The sequence below is a fragment of the Streptomyces sp. NPDC059957 genome, from assembly GCF_042730015.1.
GTDB lineage: Bacteria > Actinomycetota > Actinomycetes > Streptomycetales > Streptomycetaceae > Streptomyces.
Map to the genome: position 1 here is coordinate 72,384 of NZ_JBHWMB010000007.1, position 17,497 is coordinate 89,880.

Sequence of the window (17,497 nt, forward strand, 5' to 3'; positions counted from 1 at the left end):
GAATCTGACACCATTCCCCGGGGGCGTCGTTCAGCGGGCGGACGGTGCTCGTTTGGGATCGGGCTTGCGACCAGGGGACGGATGGGACCGCGCTGTGCGGGGCTACGAAAGCCAGGAGAGTCATCAGGCCGAGGCCGACCATCTCTCGCGCTTCGAAGCCGAGATGGAGCGGCTGAAGAAGGAACGCGGGAAGGCCGTCCAGCACGCCGATGACCTGGGGTACCAGGTCGAGGTGCTGCGCGCCAAGCTCCACGAGGTACGCCGCAATCTGGCGTCCCGCCCCGCCTACGACGGCGCGGACATGGGCTACCAGGCGGAGCAGCTGCTCCGCAATGCCCAGATCCAGGCCGACCAGATGCGGTCCGACGCCGAGCGCGAACTGCGCGACGTACGGGCGCAGACCCAGCGCATCCTCCAGGAGCACGCCGAGCACCAGGCGCGCCTCCAGGCCGAACTGCACGCCGAGGCCGTCAACCGCCGCCAGCGCCTGGACCAGGAGCTGAGCGAGCGCCGCCAGACGGTGGAAGCCCACGTCAACGAGAACGTGGCCTGGGCCGAGCAGTTGCGCGCCCGCACCGAATCGCAGGCCCGCCGGCTCATGGACGAGTCCCGCGTCGAGGCCGAGCAGACCCTGAACGCCGCCCGCGCCGAGGCCGCCCGGGTCGCCTCCGAGGCCACCCGCCGGCTCGCCTCCGAGAACGAATCCGCCCGCGCCGAGGCCGAATCGACGCTGCTGCGCGCCCGCAAGGAGGCCGAGCGGCTGCTGACCGCCGCCTCCGCGCAGGCCCAGGAGGCCACCGAGCACGCGGAGCGGCTGCGCTCCACCACCTCCGCCGAGGCCGAGCAGACCCGCCGCCAGACGATGGACCTGGGCCGGGTCGCCGAGCAGCGCACCCAGGAGGCCGAAGGGGCCCTGCGCGAGGCTCGCGCCGCCGCGGAGAAGCTGCTCGCGGAGGCCAAGGAGAGCGCCGCACGGCAGCTCGCCTCGGCGGAATCCGTCAACGAGCAGCGCACCCGTACGGCCAAGGAGCAGGTGGCCCGCCTGGTCGGCGAGGCCAACAAGGAGGCCGAGACCCTCAAGGCCGAGGCCGAGCAGGCGCTCGCCGATGCCCGCGCGCAGACCGAGCGGTTGCGCAAAGAGGCCGGCGAGCAGGCCCGTACCGCGGCGGCCGAGGACACGGCGGCCCAGCTGGCGAAGGCGGCCCGCACCGCCGAGGAGGTCCTGAACAAGGCCTCGGAGGACGCCCGCGCCACCACCCGGGCGGCGTCCGAGGAGGCCGAGCGGATCCGCGGCGAGGCCGAGGCGGAGGCCGAGCGGCTGCGCGCCCAGGCCGCGGCCACGGCCGATGAGCTCAAGGGCGCCGCGAAGGACGACACGGAGGAGTACCGGGCCCGTACGGTCGAGCTCCAGGAGGATGCCCGCCGGCTGCGCGGCGAGGCCGAGCAGCTGCGCGCCGAGGCCGTCGCCGAGGGCGAGCGGATCCGCGGCGAGGCCCGCCGCGAGGCCGTCCAGCAGATCGAGGAGGCGGCCCGCACCGCCGAGGAGCTGCTGGGCAAGTCCCGGGCCGACGCCGACGAGGTGCGCTCCGGAGCCAACGCGGAGAGCGAGCGGGTCCGCGGCGAAGCCGTCGAGCGGGCCACCACCCTGCGCAAGCAGGCCGAGGAGACCCTGGAGCGGACCCGCGCCGAGGCCGAGCGGCTGCGCGCGGAGGCCGAGGAGGAGGCGGAGTCGGTACGGGCCGAGGCGGACGCCGCGGCGGCCGTACGGCGCGAGGAGACCGAGCGGGCGCTGGCGGCGAAGCGGACGGAGGCCGACGAGGAGCTCGTCCGGCTGCACACCGACGCCGAGGGACGCCTGACCACCGCCGAGCAGACCCTGCGCGACGCCCGGGCCGCCGCCGAGAACATCCGCAAGGAGACCACCGAGGAGAGCGACCGGCTCCGCGCGGAGGCCGCGGAGCGGATCCGCACGCTGCAGGCGCAGTCGGAGGCGGAGGCCGCCCAGCTGCGCACCGACGCCGCCGAGGACGCCGGCCGGGTCCGCGCGGAGGCCGAGCAGACCGCGGTGCGGCTGACCGGCGAGGCCGAGGCGGAGGCGGAGCGGCTGCGCTCCGAGGCGCAGGAGACCGCGGACCGGCTGCGCGCGGAGGCCAAGGCCGCCGCCGAGCGGGTCGCGCAGGAGGCCGCCGAGGCGCTGGCCGCCGCGCAGGACGAGGCCGCCCGGCGCCGCCGGGAGTCCGAGGAGACCCTGGCTTCGGCCCGTACGGACGCGGAGAGCGAGCGGGCGCAGGCCCGGGAGGAGAGCGAGGAGCTCCTCGCCCAGGCCCGCAAGCGTTCCGAGGAGGCCACGGCCGAGGCGGTCTGGCTCACCGAGGAGGCCGAGCGGCGCGCGTCCGAGGTGGTCGCGGCGGCCGAGGCCACCGCCCAGCAGGTGCGCGATGCCGTGGCCGGGCTGCACGAGCAGGCCGAGGAAGAGGTCGCGGGGCTGCGCAGCGCGGCCGAGCACGCGGCGGAGCGTACGAGGACCGAGGCCGAGGAGGAGTCCGGCCGGGTCCGCGCCGACGCCTACGCGGAGCGGGAGCGGGCCACCGAGGACGCCAACCGGGTCCGCAGTGAGGCGCGCACCGAGACGGACGCGGCGAAGGAGCTGGCCGCGCGCACGGTCGGCGACGCGATCGCCGAGGCCGAGCAGCTGCGCACGGACACGGCGGAGTACGCGCAGCGGGTGCGCACGGAGGCCATCGACGCGCTGGCCGCCTCCGAGCGCGACGCGGCCCGTACGAAGGCCGACGCCCGGGACGATGCCAACCGCATCCGCGGCGAGGCCGCGGAGGCCCTGGAGGCCGCACGCACCGAGGGCGGCCGGATCGTCGCGGAGGCCACGGCCGAGGCCGAGCGCCGCACCGAGGAGACCCGCGCGGCCAACGAGGCCACGGTCGGCGAGGCCGCGGCGGAGGCGGCGCGGCTCACGGCCGAGGCCGAGGCCGCGGCGGAGGCGACCCGTACCGAGGCCGCGGGCACACTGGACGAGGCCCGTTCCGAGGCGAACCGGCTGCGCACGGAGGCCGCCGAGCAGGCGGACCACCTGATCACCGAGGCGGCGTCGGAAGCAGAGCGGCTCACCGAGGAGACCCGCGCGGCCAACGCGCTGACCGTCGGCGAGGCCGAGGCCGCGGCCGAGGCGCTGCGCGCCGAGGCGGCCGCCGCCCTGGACGCGGCGAAGGCGAAGGCGGAGCAGCTCACGGCGCAGGCCGCGCAGACGCTGGCCGGGGCCGAGCGGGACGCGACGGGGATCCTCGTCGACGCACGCACCGAGGGCGACCGGCTGGTCGAGGAGACGCGCACGGCCAACGAGGCCACCGTCGGCGAGGCCGCGGCCGAGGCCGACCGGCTGCGGGCCGAGGCGGCGCGCACCCTGGACGACGCCCGCGCGGAGGGCGGCCGGATCATCGGCGAGGCCACCGCGGAGGCGGACCGGGTCACGGTCGCGGCGAACGAGACCCTGGCGGGCGCCGAGCGGGAGTCGACACGGACCCTGGACGAGGCGCGTGCCGAGGCCGGCCGGATCCGTACCGAGGCCGCCGAGCAGGCGGACCACCTGATCGGCGAGGCCGTCGCGGAGGCGGACCGGCTCACCGAGCAGACCCGCAAGGACACCGAGCGCACGGTCGGCGAGGCGGCGAACGAGGCCGAGCGGCTGCGGGCCGAGGCTTCCGAGGCGCTGTCCTCGGCGCAGGAGCACGCGACCCGTACCCGGTCCGAGGCCGAGCGGGTCAAGGCCGAGGCCGCGACCGACGCGGAGCGGATCCGGAGCGAGGCGCGCACCGAGTCGGAGCGGGTGCTGGACGAGGCCCGCGAAGAGGCCAACAAGCGCCGCAGCGAGGCCGCGAGCCAGGTCGACCGGCTCATCACGGAGGCCTCCTCGGAGGCCGAGAAGCTCACCGGGGACGCGCAGAAGCAGGCTCTGGCCGCCACGACAGCGGCCGAGGAGCAGGCGGACGCCATGGTCGACGCGGCGCGCAAGGAAGCGGCGCGGATCTCCTCGGAGGCGACCGTGGAGGGCAACTCCCTGGTGGAGAAGGCCCGTACGGACGCCGACGAGCTGCTGGTCGGGGCGCGCAGCGACGCTGCGGCCATAAGGGATCGGGCGGAGGAGCTGCGCGGCCGCGTCGAGGCGGAGGTCGAGGAGCTGCACGAGCGGGCCCGCCGTGAGTCGGCCGAGCAGATGAAGTCGGCCGGCGAGCGCGTGGACAAGCTGGTGCGGGCGGCGACCGAGCAGAGCGTCGAGGCCGATGCGAAGGCCAAGGAGCTGGTGTCGGACGCGAGCAGCGAGGCGAGCAAGGTCCGCATCGCCGCGGTGCGCAAGGCGGAGGCGCTGCTCAAGGAGGCCGAGCAGAAGAAGGCCGAGCTGGTCCGGGCCGCCGAGGGCGCTCTCGCGGAGGCGAAGGCGGAGGCCGAGCGGCTCGTCGAGGAGGGCCGGCGCGAGCTGGAGGTCCTCGTGCGCAGGCGCGAGGACATTCAGGCGGAGATCTCCCGTGTCCAGGACGTTCTTGAGGCGTTGGAATCATTCGAGGCGCCTTCGGCCGGCGCGAAGCCCGGGGTCGGCGGCCAGGGCGCGGGGGGCGTGAAGGCCGGTGCGACAGCGGGTTCCACTCGTTCGGGTGGCAAGACGTCAGAGGGCTAGTCAGTGTGCTCGACGCTGTGCTCCTGATGGAGGTTCAGGCGAACGAGTGACAAGCATTCTGTCGCCTTGCCACTCAAAAGGGGTGTCATTGTCCAGATCAAACGCGGATTGACTCGATGACACGCCGCTTTGGCGCCTAGGATTCCCCTTAACACCTAACACCCCGCGTAGCACCTCATCGGTCTCATTCGACAGGAACCCCATGAGCGACACATCCTCCCCCTTCGGCTTCGAGCTCGTGCGGCGTGGTTACGACCGCGGTCAGGTGGACGACCGCATCACCAAGCTGGTCTCCGACCGTGACAGCGCCCTCGGACGTATCAACTCTCTGGAAAAGCGGATCGAGGAGTTGCACCTCGAGACGCAGAACGCCCAGGCTCAGGTGAACGACGCCGAGCCGTCGTACGCCGGTCTCGGCGCCCGGGTCGAGAAGATCCTGCGCCTGGCCGAGGAGGAGGCGAAGGACCTCCGTGAGGAGGCCCGTCGCGCGGCCGAGCAGCACCGCGAGCTCGCCGAGTCGGCCGCCCAGCAGGTGCGCAACGACGCCGAGTCGTTCGCCGCCGACCGGAAGTCGACCGCCGAGGACGAGGGCGTCCGGATCGTCGAGAAGGCCAAGGGCGACGCCGCTTCGCTGCGCACCGAGGCCCAGAAGGACGCCGCCTCCAAGCGCGAGGAGGCCGACGCGCTCTTCGAGGAGACCCGCGCCAAGGCCGCCCAGGCCGCCGCGGACTTCGAGACCAACCTGGCCAAGCGCCGCGAGCAGTCCGAGCGCGACCTGGCCGGCCGTCAGGCCAAGGCCGAGAAGCGTCTCGCGGAGATCGAGCACCGCGCGGAGCAGCTGCGCCTGGAGGCCGAGAAGCTCCGTACGGACGCCGAGCGCCGCGCCCGCCAGACCGTGGAGACCGCGCAGCGCCAGGCCGAGGACATCGTGGCCGACGCGAACGCCAAGGCCGACCGGATCCGCAGCGAGTCCGAGCGCGAGCTGGCGGCGCTCACCAACCGCCGCGACTCGATCAACGCGCAGCTCACCAACGTCCGCGAGATGCTGGCGACGCTGACGGGTGCCGCGGTCGCGGCCGCCTCCGCGCCGATCGACGACGAGCCGGTCACCCGCGGCGTTCCGGCGCAGCAGAGCCGCTGACCTTCGCGTCGCGGTTACCGGGCGGTACCGTTCGCCCGTTTCACGACCTAAGTAGGGCCGTGCGTCACCTTTAGGAGGTGGCGTTCGGCCCTTCGGCGTTCTAGCGTGGCGTAATGATCGAGCTTGAGGGCCTTACGAAACGATTCGGCGCGAAGACCGCCGTGGACAACCTCAGCTTCCAGGTCAGACCGGGGGTGGTCACCGGCTTCCTCGGCCCCAACGGGGCGGGCAAGTCGACGACCATGCGCATGATGCTCGACCTCGACAATCCGACCAGCGGTACGGTCCGGATCGACGGGAAGCACTACCGGGACCTGCCGGAGCCGCTGAAGTACATCGGGGCACTGCTGGACGCGAAGGCGATGCACGGCGGCCGCAGCGCGTACAACAACCTGCTCTGCCTCGCCCAGGCGAACCGGATCCCGCGCAGCCGGGTTTCCCACGTACTGGACCTGGTCGGCCTGACGGCCGTGGCGAACAAGAAGTCCAAGGGATTCTCACTGGGCATGGGCCAGCGGCTCGGCATCGCCGCCGCGCTGCTCGGCGACCCGGAGATCCTGATGTTCGACGAACCCGTCAATGGTCTGGACCCGGAGGGAATTCTCTGGATCCGCAATCTGATGAAGGGGCTCGCGGCAGAGGGAAGGACGATCTTCGTTTCTTCTCATCTGATGAGCGAAATGGCCTTGACCGCAGAGCATTTGGTCGTCATCGGACAGGGAAAGCTGCTGGCCGACCTGTCCATGGCGGATTTCATCCAGCAGAACTCCCGCAGTTACGTGCGCGTCCGCACGCCGCAACAGGAACGGCTGAAGGACGTCCTGCACGAGGCCGGTATCGACGCGATCAGCGTCCCGGCCACCGGCGCACTGGAGATCGACGGCGTGGAGTCGGAGCGGCTCGGCGAGCTGGCCGCCCAGCACCAGATCGTGCTGCACGAACTCAGCCCGCAGCGGGCTTCACTGGAGGAAGCGTTCATGCGCATGACGGCCGACTCCGTCGAGTACCACGCCCACGCGCCGGGGGCGGCCGGATTCCCGGCGGGACCCGGCATGGCCGCCGACAACCCGGCCCGGCCCGCCGACGTACCCGCCTGGGGCGCCGGCTTCGACGCGCAGCGCAAGGGCGGTAAGTGACCATGTCCGCCTTCCCCGCCGTCCTCCAGTCCGAGTGGACCAAGATCCGCTCGGTCGGCTCGACCGTCTGGACCCTGGCCTCCGCCGCCCTCGTCACCGTCGGCATCAGCTCCCTGCTCTGCGTGTTCATCAACTCCTCCTTCAAGGACATGCCCGCGCAGGAGCAGGCCACCTTCGACCCGACGCTCGCCAGCTTCGCCGGCATGTCCCTCGGCCAGCTCGCGATGATCGTCTTCGGTGTGCTGGTCGTGGGCACCGAATACAGCACGGGCATGATCCGCACCTCGCTCGCCGCGGTACCCCGGCGCAGCAGCTTCCTGGCCGGCAAGCTCCTCGTCGCCACCGGGCTCGCGCTGATCGTGGGTCTGATCACCAGCTTCGCGTCCTTCTTCATCGGACAGGCGATCCTGGGCGACCGCAGCATCGGCATCGACGAGCCGAACGTGCTGCGCGCCGTCTTCGGCGCCGGGCTCTACATGGCGATGCTCGCGCTGTTCTCCATGGGCGTGGCCACCATGCTGCGCAGCTCAATGCTCTCGCTCGGCATCCTGATGCCGTTCTTCCTCCTGGTCTCGAACATCCTGGGGGCGGTCCCGGCGACCCGGAAGGTGGCCCAGTACTTCCCCGACCAGGCCGGATCCAAGATCATGCAGGTGATCCCGGGCGCGATGGGCAGCGAGAAGGTGCCCTACGGCCCCTGGGGCGGATTCGGGATCATGGCCCTGTGGGTGCTGGCGGCCGTGCTCGGCGGCTACCTCGTCCTCAAGAAGAGGGACGCCTGACGTACTACGGGATCCCCCGGGTCGTACGGGGGATCCCCGGGTCTGTTCTCAGGGGTAGCTCAGGGTCCGGGACGACGTGGAACCGCAAGGGACTGGATATCCTCTTAACCCTTACGCGGGCGAATGTCGTCCCGGCCTGGCAAGGGGCAGCAAGATGATCGAGGCAGTCGGCCTGACCAAGCGCTTCGGCGCGAAGACCGCTGTCGACGACCTTTCCTTCCAGGTCAAGCCCGGTCACGTGACGGGATTCCTGGGGCCCAACGGCTCCGGGAAGTCCACCACGATGCGCATGATCGTCGGCCTGGACCGGCCCACCGCCGGCCGGGTCACGATCAACGGCCTGCCCTTCCGCGAGCTCCCGAACGCCCAGCGGCACGTCGGAGCCCTGCTCGACGCCAAGGCCGTCCACGGCGGCCGCCGGGCCCGCACCCACCTGCTGTCGATCGCCCAGCTCTCCGGGATCCCCGAGAAGCGGGTGGACGAGGTGCTGGGCGTCGTGGGGCTGCAGGACGTGGCCCGGCAGCGCGCCAAGGGCTTCTCGCTCGGCATGGGCCAGCGGCTCGGCATCGCGACCGCACTGCTCGGCGACCCCCAGGTGCTGCTCTTCGACGAGCCGGTCAACGGCCTCGACCCCGAGGGCATCCTCTGGGTCCGCAATCTGATGCGCCGGCTCGCCTCCGAGGGCCGCACCGTCTTCGTCTCCTCGCACCTCATGAGCGAGATGGCGCTGACCGCCGACCACCTGATCGTGATCGGCCGGGGCCGGCTGCTGGCCGACATGGGCACCCAGGACTTCATCACCCACAATTCGGCTGGATTCGCCCGGGTCCGCACGGCCGACACCGACCCCGGCGGCTGGGACACCCTCGGCTCCGTCCTCACCAAGGCGGGCGGCCGGGTCCTGCGGGAGCCCGACGGCGCGCTGCGGGTGACCGGGCTGGAACTGCCGCAGATCTCCGACCTCGCGCACGCGGCCGGCGTACGGCTGTGGGAGCTGTCGCCGCACCGGGCCTCGCTGGAGGAGGCGTACATGCGGATGACCCAGTCCTCCGTCGAGTACACCTCCACCGAGGACCCGCGCGCCGAGCTCTGGGAGCCCGAACCGCTGAGCGTCCCGAAGTGGGAGGAAGAGGAGGCGGCCGAGGCCCTCCAGGTCCCGCAGGCGGGCTTCTTCGCGCCCCCGCCGCCCGGGAGCGGCTCCAGGCCCTTCCTGATGCCCACCAGCCCCGGTGAGCTCGCCGGTCCCGGCGCCACGGCCCCCGGGGCCGGGCCCTCCGCCGGGAGCACGCACTCCCCCGACCTCGTGCGCACCCCCGCCCAGAAGCCCGAGGACACCCGATGACCGCCCCGACGACCGCGACCGCCGGGCAGCGAGGCCCGGCGGGCAACACCTCGCCGCTGCCGACTCCCCGGCCGCACCTGGGGCACGCGCTGGCCTCGGAGTGGACCAAGCTGACCTCGGTGCGCTCCACGATGTGGACGCTCGGCTCACTGGTGCTGCTCGTCGTCGGCATCGGCGGCACGGTCATCGTGCAGACCAGCTCCCTGGACTACGAGCAGATGCCGTTCATCGCCCCCGCCCTGTTCGGGCTGCTGGTCGGCCAGCTCGCGGTGATGGTGCTCGGGGTGCTGACGATCACCTCCGAGTACGGCACCGGACTGGTCCGCACCACCTTCACGGCAGCCCCCGACCGGTACCGGGTGCTCACCGCGAAGTACCTGGTCTTCGGCATCACCGCGTACCTCACCACGGCCGGGTCGGTCTGCCTGGTGGGGCTGGCCGCGTCGATCCTGCGCGACGGCCCCGGCGCCGGGCCGCACCCGCCCTCCGAGTGGGCCTCCGGGCTCGTGGGCAGCCTGTACGTCACCCTGCTCGGCGTCCTGGCCCTGGCGATCGGGGCGCTGGTGCGGCACTCCGCGGGGGCGATCGCCGTGATGCTCGGCGTCGTCACGCTGCCGCCGGTGATAGGGGCGGTGCTCAGCATCTGGGAGGCCGTCGCCCCGGTCGGCCGGACCCTGCTCCAGTTCAACGCGCCGGTGGCGATGATGGAGCTGTTCGGCATGCCGACCAACGCCTCCGACCCGTCGTCGGGCGCCGGCATGGCGCTCCCGGGCAGCCTGAGCCACATGGCACTGATCCTCGTGGTGACGGGCGCCGCGGTCGCCGCCTCGTACGTGGTGGTCGGCCGCAGGGACGTCTAATACTTGGGAGCGTTGCGGGACCGCTGCACCTTGGAGGTGCGGCGGTCCTTCGCGTTCCAGCAGGCCTTGTGCCAGTGCCGGCGGTCGTCGACCCCGCCGTACTCGGGCCAGGCCACGAGGTGCGGGGTGCCGGAGGGGATCTCCTGGTCGCAGCCGGGGCAGCGGTAGCGCTTGCCCGCGGCGCTCGCGCCCGCGACGTGCCGGACCTTCCAGTCCTCGCCCTGGTACTCCTCCGTGCGCTCCAGGCCGTACCGGTCCAGACTGCCCGGGCCCGAGCCCTGGTCCGAACGATCGGCTGGATTCTCGCCGCCCCTGGGGCGGTTGTGGCGCGGTGACACGTATACCTCACGGATGGGCGGACGGCAGTGACTTTCTCCCAGACTACGCGCAGCGAGCCCGGGTACCCGCAGGGTGGCCGAAGACGACCGTAGTACCGGGCAGCCGGTGGGCGCGACTGGCCTGACAATCCCAATAACTTTCCGGTGAGGCCGTGCCTTTGGCACGTGTCAGACGTTGTTGCCGATGAGGAAAACGGTCCGCCTGGGGGAGGCCGCGTCAGCCGCGAGGAGGCTAAAGGCGATGCGCGTAGGAGCATTTGTACTGGCGGCCCAGTTCCCGGGACAGGGACAGGGCGAGGCACTGCACCGGGCGGTGCGGACTGCCGAAGTGGCCGAGGAGGCCGGGCTCGACTCGGTCTGGCTCGCCGAGCACCACTTCGTCCCGTACGGGGTCTGCCCGTCCGCGGTGACGCTGGCGGCCCTGATGCTGGGCCGCACCCGGCGGCTGCGCGTGGGGACGGCGGTGAGCGTACTGCCGAGCACCCACCCGGTGACCCTGGGCGAACAGGCGGCCCTGCTGCACCTGACCTCGGAGGGGCGGTTCACCCTGGGGGTGGGCCGGGGCGGCCCCTGGGTGGACCTGGAGGTCTTCGGCGGCGGGCTCGACGCGTACGAGAACCGCTTCCCGGAGGACCTGGACCTGTTGCGGCGCTGGCTGCGCGAGCCGCGCGTGGGGGCACCCGGGGCCGAGGCGGGCGGCCGGTACGGCTTCCGCGAAGTGGCCGTCGTACCGCGCGCGTCGGAGGCGCTGCACGGCGACGGGACAGGGCCGGAACTGATCGTCGCCTGCACCTCCCCCGGCTCGGTACGGATGGCCGCGGAGCGCGGACTGCCGATGCTGCTGGGCATGCACTGCGGGGACGAGGACAAGGCCGCCATGGTCGAGCTGTGGCGGCGTACGGCACGGGCCGCGGGGCGTTCGCCCGAGGCGGGCCACGTCTCGGCGGGGGTCTGCCAGTTGGCGGACCGGACGGCGGACGCCCGCGAGACGCTGCTGAAGGCGATGCCGGGCTGGCTCAAGCAGGGCCTGGACGCGCACGTCACGGTGGACGGACGGCAGCGGGCGATGCGGGACCCGGTCGCGTACACCGAGCTGCTGTGCGATCTCCACCCCGTGGGCACACCGAAGCTGGCGGCCGACCGGCTCGCGGCCACGTCGGAACGTACGGGGATCACGCGGTTCGCCCTGCTGACGGAGGGATCGGGCGACCTCGCCGCGACCGAGGAGAACCTCCGGCGCCTCGGCGCCGAGGTGCTTCCCCGGCTCGGCTGAGACCAGGGCTGCCGCTCCGTTGGCACCGGAGCGGCAGCGGGGTACCGGTCGTACGGAGGTGCGGAGTGCGGTCGTACTGGTCGTGCTGGTCCTGCTGTTCGTACGGTCCTCTTGCTAGCAGTCGCGCATTTCGGGCGACTGGTTGAGCAGCTGACCTCGGATCGAAGTGAACTTGGCCAGCCGGTCGTCCACCGAGGAGTCCAGCGGGAACACCGCTACCCGGTGGCAGTTCTGGAATGCCAGGCGCACTCCGAAGTGGCGCTGCAGCGCACCCCGTATCGCGTCACTCGCGAGAGCGCGCAGCAGCTGGCCACGCGCCTGCTCGTCCGGCGGCGGCGTCTGGTTGTCGGCGAACTGTCCGCCGTCCACCTTGAGCTGGGCCACCAGCGAGCTGATCATCTCCCATGCGTAGGGCAGGGAGGTCCGGACGCAGTCGACGAATGCGGCTTCGTCGACCTCGCCTCGCTCGGCCTGTTCGAGTAGGGCCGGTGAGACGTCGAGCGACATGGGTTCTCCTCTCGCGACTCCGGCCGATTGGGTTGCCGGAGCCTTACGGGCAGGGAGGGAGATCGCGACGCAGCGTGCACGCTTCGCAACCTCCCGCTCACCACGGTAGGCGCCCGTCGGGTACCGCACCAGGAGAATGCGCATACAACGCGCCATCCTCGAACGGGGCTTTCGGGGGCGAATCGCGTGCAGGCCTTCTCGTCGAGTAGCGTTGCCGACCATGCGTCTCGTCATTGCCCGCTGCTCCGTCGATTACGCGGGCCGGCTCACCGCCCATCTGCCCTCGGCACCCCGTCTGATCCTCGTGAAGGCCGACGGCAGTGTCTCGATCCACGCGGACGACCGAGCGTACAAACCGCTCAACTGGATGTCGCCGCCGTGCACCCTCAAGGAGGGGAGCGGCGACGAAGCCGGCGTCTGGACCGTCGTCAACAAGGCGGGCGAGAAGCTCATCATCACCATGGAGGAAGTCCTCCACGACTCCTCGCACGAGCTGGGCATCGACCCGGGTCTGATCAAGGACGGGGTCGAGGCCCACCTGCAGGAGCTCCTGGCCGACCGGATCGAGACCCTCGGCGAGGGCTACACGCTGATCCGCCGCGAGTACATGACCGCGATCGGACCGGTCGACATCCTGTGCCGGGACGCCTCCGGGGCGACGGTGGCGGTGGAGATCAAGCGCCGCGGTGAGATCGACGGCGTCGAACAGCTCACGCGGTACCTGGAGCTCCTGAACCGGGACCCGCACCTGGCACCCGTCAAGGGCGTCTTCGCGGCCCAGGAGATCAAGCCCCAGGCCCGCGTCCTGGCGAACGACCGCGGCATGGACTGCGTCGTCCTCGACTACAACGCGATGCGCGGCATCGAGGACGACAAGCTCCGCCTGTTCTAGGAGGAGCTGCCCCGGCGGCTCGGACGGGCCGTCAGGGGGCCGCGGTCTCCGTCTCGCCCGTGTCCGCGGGGGGTTTCGTCACGGTCGCCGTGGCCGTGGGGCCCTGTGTCACGGGCGGGGACGTGGAGCCGGACGGGCTCGGGGAGGGCGGCGGGCTGCTCACCGGCGGGGCCGAGCTCGTCACCGGCGGCGAAGGCGGCTTCACCGAGCTCGACGACGACGGAGTCGGCGTAGGCGTCGGAGTCGCCGAGGGGGACGTGCTCGGCGACGGGGTCGCACTCGGTGCCTGCGAGGTGGGCGACGAGGCCTCCGGCTCCGGCGAGGGGTCGCCTCCGCTCGGGTCCCCCGTACTCGGCTGCGGCTGCGCCTCCTCCGAGCTCGGCGCCGTGGAGACCGCCGGCGCCTGTACGGGCGGCTTCTCGTCCTCGGTGGTCATGGCCAGGGCGACCACCGTGCCCAGCACCACGACGGTCACCGCACCGGCCGCGGCCAGCAGCATCGGCTTGCGGCCGGGTCTCGGCTTCGGCTCGGGCATCGTCCTGGGCGCCGGAGCCGGCTCGGGGGTGAGCGGGAAGGCGTCCTCGAAGACCTCGGCCAGGGTCGCGGGCGCGACGGAGCCCGGCGGCGCCACCGCGGGCACCACCGTCGTGAAGGAGTCCGGAACCCGCGTCGCGGCGCTCTCGGACACGGAGGCGGTACCCGCCCCGGGCCGGGTACCCGGCGTGCGCTTCGACAGGGCCGCCGGAGTCACGGGAGCCGAGGGCGCCAGAGGCGCGGACTGCGCACCGGCAGCACCGGCAGCACCGGCAGCACCGGCAGCACCGGCAGCACCGGCAGCACCGGCAGCCAACGAAGCCCCTGCGGCACCGGAAACACCGGGACCGCCCAGAACCAGGCGAACCTCAGGGAAGGGCTGAGCCCCCGCTCCCCCGACAGCACCAGCAGCAGCACCAGCAGCACCAGGAGCACCAGGAGCAAGCGGCGTCCCCTCAGCCCCGGGAGCCGCAGGAAGCTGCGAAGTCCCGCCGGCCGGCGGAAGCCCGGGAGACCCGGGAAGAGCAGGAAGCCCGGGAGTCGGTGCGGCAGCACCGGCAGCCCCAGGAAGCAGCGCGGCCCCCGCACCCGGCGCAAGCCCCGGCAGACCCCGGACCGGCAGGACACCGGGAGCTCCCGGAGCGTCCGGTGCCCCCGCCCCCGGCCGGCCGGGCCCGGCCGGCTTCGCCGCTCCTGCGGCCCCCGCCGCAGACGCAGCCGGCGGAGCCAGTCGCAGCGGCGGTGATATCTGGACCTCCGCCGCCTCGCGGTCGGTGACCAGGGCCAGCGCACGCCGTCCCGCGACCGTCCCCCGCTTGTCGGCCAGCGCTCCGCGCAGCCCGATCGAGGCCTCCAGCTCGGCCCGCGCCCGGTCGAGGCGGCCCTCGCACAGGGCCAGTACGCCCAGCTCGTGGTGGAAGTACGCCTGCTCCGCGACCTCCCCGGCCTTGCGCGCGGCCTCCGCGCCCGCGCGCAGCACCCGCTCCCAGGCCTCCCAGTGCAGCGAGGCCGCGAACGCCGGTGCGGCCGTCCGCGCGAGCAGTACCGCGGCCACCACATCGGCCCCGGCCAGCGCCGCGAGCACCGCGTCGGCCTCCGCCGCGACCCGCGCGGGGTTGACCGAGGCGTGCCCGGTCCACCAGGCGTAGTGGCGGGCGGCCGTACGGGCCTCCTCGGCCGCGGTGTCCCCGTAGCCGATCTCCTCCAGCTGTCGCGCGACTCCGGCGGCCAGCCGGTGGCGCGTCCCGACGGGGCTCAGCAGCCCGCAGTCGAGCAGCTCGGCGACGGCCGTGTCGGCGTGCGTGTCGCCGACCAGCGCGGGCAGGTGCGCGTGGTGCGGCAGTTCCCCGCCGAGCGCGCACGCGATCCGCAGTGCGGCCCGCGCCGACTCGCTGACCCGCGAGGCGAGCAGCTCCGCCGGAGCGGCGCCCTCGGCCAGCGTGGGCAGCGGCACGAAGACGGTGTCGCGCGGCTTCTCCTGGAAGACGCCGGGCTCCTCGCCCTCGTCGGCCTCGTCGACGTGGCCGGTCCGGTTGAGCTCGTCGCGCTGGCGCAGGAGCGCGGCCGCCTGCACGAAGCGCATCGGCAGCCCTTCGGAGGCGAAGCTCAGGTCGCCGGCCCAGGCCGTTTCCGCGTCCGTCAGGGCCCGGCCGGTGCCGGCTTCGAGCAGGGCCACGCAGTCGGCGCGGGCCAGTCCGCCGAGGAAGACCTCTTCGAGGTGCGAGCCGTCGGAGGGGGCCCGGGTGTCGGGGGTGGCGGTCAGCAGGTACGCGCACTCCGGCGTGGCCCGCAGCAGTTCATCGAGGGCGGTGCCGCCCATGTCGAGGTCGTCGACGAGGACGACGGCCCCTATCTCCGCCACCCGGGCGAGGAGCCCGGCCCGGTCGGGGCGTTCCGCCGGAGCCTCGTACACGGTGGCGTACAGCGCCTGGAGCAGCTCGCCGGGCTGCTGGTGCCCGTGCCCGCAGAGCCGTACGACCCCGTCGGGGGCGAGGTCGGCGCAGGCGTCGGCGACCGCGTCGAGCAGCGCCGTGCGCCCGGATCCGGCCGGTCCGGTCAGCCGTACGGAGCGGCCGCGCGTGAGGAGGCGTACGAGGCGTTCGACTTCCTCTTCGCGGCCCAGCAGGGGGCGCGTGCCGGAGGGGGCGCCCGGCGGTACGGGGGGCCGTGCGGCGGCTGCCGCGGAGGCGCGGGCGGCGGGGGTGCGCTTGACCGGGGCGGGGGCGGGCTCGCCGCCGGGGCGGTGCGTCCGGACGATCTCGCTGCCGTCGACGGGGTTCACGGTGAGGGTGAGGTCCCCGGACGTCAGCGTCACCACCCGTGCCGGCTGCTCCGCCGGGTCGGCCTGCCCCTGTGTGCTGCTGCGGTCCATGACCAAGTCCCCCGATCGCGCCGTGCGCCGTCTCGCCCGGCCTTCGCTCACGCCGCTGTCGCTACTGGTCCGGTTTCCGCCCGAACCCTAGACCGTGCCCGGCGGGGCGGGAACCGCAGGGGTGCCTTCACCACCGGACCGTTACGTTCGCGCAGGCCCTGTGAAGCAGGCCCGGCAGGGCAGAGCGCGCGCGCTCGAAACGGGTACGGGCGTCACGCGCGCGGCAGCGACTCCGCCTCGAGCCCGCCCTCGATCGCGAGGATCCGGTGCAGCCGGGTGGCCACGAGCAGCCGCTGCATCTGCGGCGGGACCCCGCGCAGGACGAGCCGGCGGCCGGTCCGGCCGGCGCGGCGGTGGGCGCCCATGATCACGCCGAGGCCCGTCGCGTCCCAGGAGTCGAGCCCGGTGAGGTCCAGCACGAGGTCGCCGTGACCGTCGTCCAGGGCGGTGTGCAGGACCGTACGGGCGTCCGCCGCGCTGCGCACGTCGAGGCGACCCCCGACTGCGAGTTCGGCGTGGTCGCCCCTGATGTGCATGTGTACTCCCGGCAGCGCGGTACTGATTGCGTATGGTCCGACTGGTCCGTGGTCGGCAACTCTCACTGCAACTGACTGCCTCAGGGGCAGGGAAGTTGCCGACCGTGAGCGAACCGATACCTAATTCACCCTCTGGGGTGCAGGCATTCGAACTGGTGCTCAGTGCTTGTAGAAGCCCTGACCGCTCTTGCGGCCGATGTCGCCCGCGTCCACCATGCGGCGCATCAGCTCCGGCGGCGCGAACTTCTCGTCCTGGGACTCCGTGTAGATGTTGCTGGTGGCGTGCAGCAGGATGTCGACGCCCGTGAGGTCCGCGGTGGCCAGCGGGCCCATCGCGTGCCCGAAGCCGAGCTTGCAGGCGATGTCGATGTCCTCGGCCGAGGCCACGCCCGATTCGTACAGTTTCGCCGCTTCGACGACCAGTGCCGAAATGAGGCGGGTCGTCACGAATCCGGCGACGTCGCGGTTGACGACGATGCAGGTCTTGCCGACCGACTCGGCGAACGCCCGGGTGGTGGCGAGGGTTTCGTCGCTCGTCTTGTAGCCGCGCACGAGCTCGCACAGCTGCATCATCGGGACCGGCGAGAAGAAGTGCGCGCCGACGACCCGCTCCGGACGCTCCGTCACGGCCGCGATCTTGGTGATCGGGATGGCGGAGGTGTTGGAGGCCAGGATCGCGTCCTCGCGCACCAGCTTGTCGAGCGCGCGGAAGATCTCGTGCTTGACCTCGAGCTTCTCGAAGACGGCCTCGACGACGATGTCGGCGTCGGCGACCGCTTCGAGCTCGGTGGTCGTGGTGATGCGGGCGAGCGCCGCCTCGGCGTCCTCGGCCGTCAGCTTGCCCTTGGAGACGAACCTGTCGTACGAGGCCTTGATCCCGTCGGTACCGCGCGTCAGAGCGGCATCGGTCACATCGCGCAGCACGACGTCCCAACCCGCCTGGGCGGAGACCTGCGCGATTCCGGAACCCATCAGTCCGGCACCGATGACGGCGAGCTTCCCAGCCACTGCACACCCCAAGTTCTTTGAAGAGGACACGGCCTTCAACAGGACACGGCCTCAGATACGGCACAGCCTCGTGCGTTCTCCGGCGGAGACTAG

At 72.7% G+C, this 17,497-nt stretch carries 13 protein-coding genes; 8 read left to right on the top strand and 5 right to left on the bottom strand.

Going from position 1 to position 17,497, the window contains the following annotated elements:
• Positions 1–94: 94 nt before the first annotated feature.
• The 6 genes from scy to ACFWBW_RS07055 all read left to right on the top strand — a co-directional run bounded on the left by scy (position 95) and on the right by ACFWBW_RS07055 (position 9,945).
• Entirely contained in the window at positions 95–4,684 is a 4,590-nt protein-coding gene (gene scy, locus ACFWBW_RS07030) for a polarized growth protein Scy (protein WP_385369157.1), read from the top strand.
• 202 nt (positions 4,685–4,886) lie between these two features.
• Complete coding sequence (locus ACFWBW_RS07035; RefSeq protein ID WP_243336252.1) at positions 4,887–5,825, top strand: cellulose-binding protein; 939 nt, start codon at positions 4,887–4,889, stop codon at positions 5,823–5,825.
• A 113-nt stretch (positions 5,826–5,938) separates the two neighbouring features.
• Positions 5,939–6,961, top strand: coding sequence for an ABC transporter ATP-binding protein (locus ACFWBW_RS07040; protein WP_385369159.1), 1,023 nt, complete (start codon positions 5,939–5,941; stop codon positions 6,959–6,961).
• Between the two features lie 2 nt (positions 6,962–6,963).
• Positions 6,964–7,743, top strand: a complete 780-nt coding sequence (locus tag ACFWBW_RS07045) for an ABC transporter permease subunit (RefSeq protein ID WP_385369354.1) — start codon at positions 6,964–6,966, stop codon at positions 7,741–7,743.
• A gap of 154 nt (positions 7,744–7,897) precedes the next feature.
• Positions 7,898–9,085: an ABC transporter ATP-binding protein gene (locus ACFWBW_RS07050; RefSeq protein WP_385369161.1), complete on the top strand. Its 1,188-nt coding sequence runs from the start codon at positions 7,898–7,900 to the stop codon at positions 9,083–9,085.
• Positions 9,082–9,945, top strand: coding sequence for an ABC transporter permease (locus ACFWBW_RS07055; RefSeq protein WP_385369163.1), 864 nt, complete (start codon positions 9,082–9,084; stop codon positions 9,943–9,945). Before ACFWBW_RS07050 ends, ACFWBW_RS07055 begins: the two co-directional genes overlap by 4 nt.
• Here ACFWBW_RS07055 and ACFWBW_RS07060 read toward each other — a convergent pair.
• Complete coding sequence (locus ACFWBW_RS07060; RefSeq protein WP_254384262.1) at positions 9,942–10,283, bottom strand: ATP/GTP-binding protein; 342 nt, start codon at positions 10,281–10,283, stop codon at positions 9,942–9,944. The two genes, ACFWBW_RS07055 and ACFWBW_RS07060, sit on opposite strands and share 4 nt — an antisense overlap.
• 241 nt (positions 10,284–10,524) lie before the next feature.
• On the opposite strand from ACFWBW_RS07060, the gene ACFWBW_RS07065 reads away from it, so the two are divergent.
• The gene (locus tag ACFWBW_RS07065; protein ID WP_385369165.1) at positions 10,525–11,556 is read left to right on the top strand and encodes an LLM class flavin-dependent oxidoreductase; all 1,032 of its coding nucleotides are present in this window, start codon (positions 10,525–10,527) and stop codon (positions 11,554–11,556) included.
• 114 nt (positions 11,557–11,670) lie between these two features.
• Here the strand turns inward: ACFWBW_RS07065 and ACFWBW_RS07070 are convergent, their stop codons facing one another.
• Complete coding sequence (locus ACFWBW_RS07070) at positions 11,671–12,063, bottom strand: SCO5389 family protein (protein WP_243336246.1); 393 nt, start codon at positions 12,061–12,063, stop codon at positions 11,671–11,673.
• A 220-nt stretch (positions 12,064–12,283) separates the two neighbouring features.
• Between ACFWBW_RS07070 and nucS the strand changes: the two genes are divergently transcribed.
• Positions 12,284–12,955, top strand: coding sequence for an endonuclease NucS (gene nucS / locus ACFWBW_RS07075; protein WP_327304507.1), 672 nt, complete (start codon positions 12,284–12,286; stop codon positions 12,953–12,955).
• A 31-nt stretch (positions 12,956–12,986) separates the two neighbouring features.
• Here the strand turns inward: nucS and ACFWBW_RS07080 are convergent, their stop codons facing one another.
• From ACFWBW_RS07080 to ACFWBW_RS07090, 3 genes are all read right to left on the bottom strand, one after another.
• Positions 12,987–15,860, bottom strand: coding sequence for an ATP-binding protein (locus ACFWBW_RS07080; protein ID WP_385369168.1), 2,874 nt, complete (start codon positions 15,858–15,860; stop codon positions 12,987–12,989).
• 212 nt (positions 15,861–16,072) lie between these two features.
• Complete coding sequence (locus tag ACFWBW_RS07085; protein WP_243336243.1) at positions 16,073–16,396, bottom strand: STAS domain-containing protein; 324 nt, start codon at positions 16,394–16,396, stop codon at positions 16,073–16,075.
• 159 nt (positions 16,397–16,555) lie between these two features.
• Entirely contained in the window at positions 16,556–17,404 is an 849-nt protein-coding gene (locus ACFWBW_RS07090) for a 3-hydroxyacyl-CoA dehydrogenase family protein (RefSeq protein WP_250744745.1), read from the bottom strand.
• Positions 17,405–17,497: the final 93 nt, after the last annotated feature.

Excerpts from the sequence above, each read along its gene's own strand:
- ACFWBW_RS07070 (WP_243336246.1), bottom strand. The coding sequence starts at position 12,063 with ATGTCGCTCGACGTCTCACCGGCCCTACTCGAACAGGCCGAGCGAGGC.
- nucS (WP_327304507.1), top strand. The coding sequence starts at position 12,284 with ATGCGTCTCGTCATTGCCCGCTGCTCCGTCGATTACGCGGGCCGGCTC.
- ACFWBW_RS07045 (WP_385369354.1), top strand. The coding sequence starts at position 6,964 with ATGTCCGCCTTCCCCGCCGTCCTCCAGTCCGAGTGGACCAAGATCCGC.
- ACFWBW_RS07065 (WP_385369165.1), top strand. The coding sequence starts at position 10,525 with ATGCGCGTAGGAGCATTTGTACTGGCGGCCCAGTTCCCGGGACAGGGA.
- ACFWBW_RS07035 (WP_243336252.1), top strand. The coding sequence starts at position 4,887 with ATGAGCGACACATCCTCCCCCTTCGGCTTCGAGCTCGTGCGGCGTGGT.
- ACFWBW_RS07055 (WP_385369163.1), top strand. The coding sequence starts at position 9,082 with ATGACCGCCCCGACGACCGCGACCGCCGGGCAGCGAGGCCCGGCGGGC.
- ACFWBW_RS07050 (WP_385369161.1), top strand. The coding sequence starts at position 7,898 with ATGATCGAGGCAGTCGGCCTGACCAAGCGCTTCGGCGCGAAGACCGCT.
- ACFWBW_RS07040 (WP_385369159.1), top strand. The coding sequence starts at position 5,939 with ATGATCGAGCTTGAGGGCCTTACGAAACGATTCGGCGCGAAGACCGCC.
- ACFWBW_RS07085 (WP_243336243.1), bottom strand. The coding sequence starts at position 16,396 with ATGCACATCAGGGGCGACCACGCCGAACTCGCAGTCGGGGGTCGCCTC.
- ACFWBW_RS07080 (WP_385369168.1), bottom strand. The coding sequence starts at position 15,860 with ATGGACCGCAGCAGCACACAGGGGCAGGCCGACCCGGCGGAGCAGCCG.